The organism is Pseudomonas sp. 2995-3 (genome assembly GCF_002742565.1).
Lineage (GTDB): Bacteria > Pseudomonadota > Gammaproteobacteria > Pseudomonadales > Pseudomonadaceae > Aquipseudomonas > Aquipseudomonas edaphica.
Map to the genome: position 1 here is coordinate 1 of NZ_LJSB01000413.1, position 236 is coordinate 236.

The window sequence follows — 236 nt, forward strand, 5'->3', positions numbered from 1 at the left end:
CAGGAGACCTGCCAATTCCAGTACACACCAGATACCTACGTGGAAATAGGTGGTGACATTTGTGCGACGATGAAGCGATTAGCGGATCATTCAATGCTTTTCGTCTATTTCGTAATCTTTCAAAACATTTGTATGTTCAAGCCATTTCCTTCCGTGGAGATGGCTTTTTTGTGGTATTTGGGGATATGTAAAAAAAACATATTTGAGGAGGAAGAACATTGAAGCTAGTAGTACTG

General features: G+C 40.3%; 1 protein-coding gene. It reads left to right on the forward strand.

Features of this window, described 5'->3' with window-relative positions; all coding sequences use genetic code 11:
• Window positions 1–222 (forward strand): hypothetical protein (locus AOA62_RS32350; protein WP_218244244.1); only part of this gene is annotated, 222 nt, incomplete at its 5' end.
• Window positions 223–236: the final 14 nt, after the last annotated feature.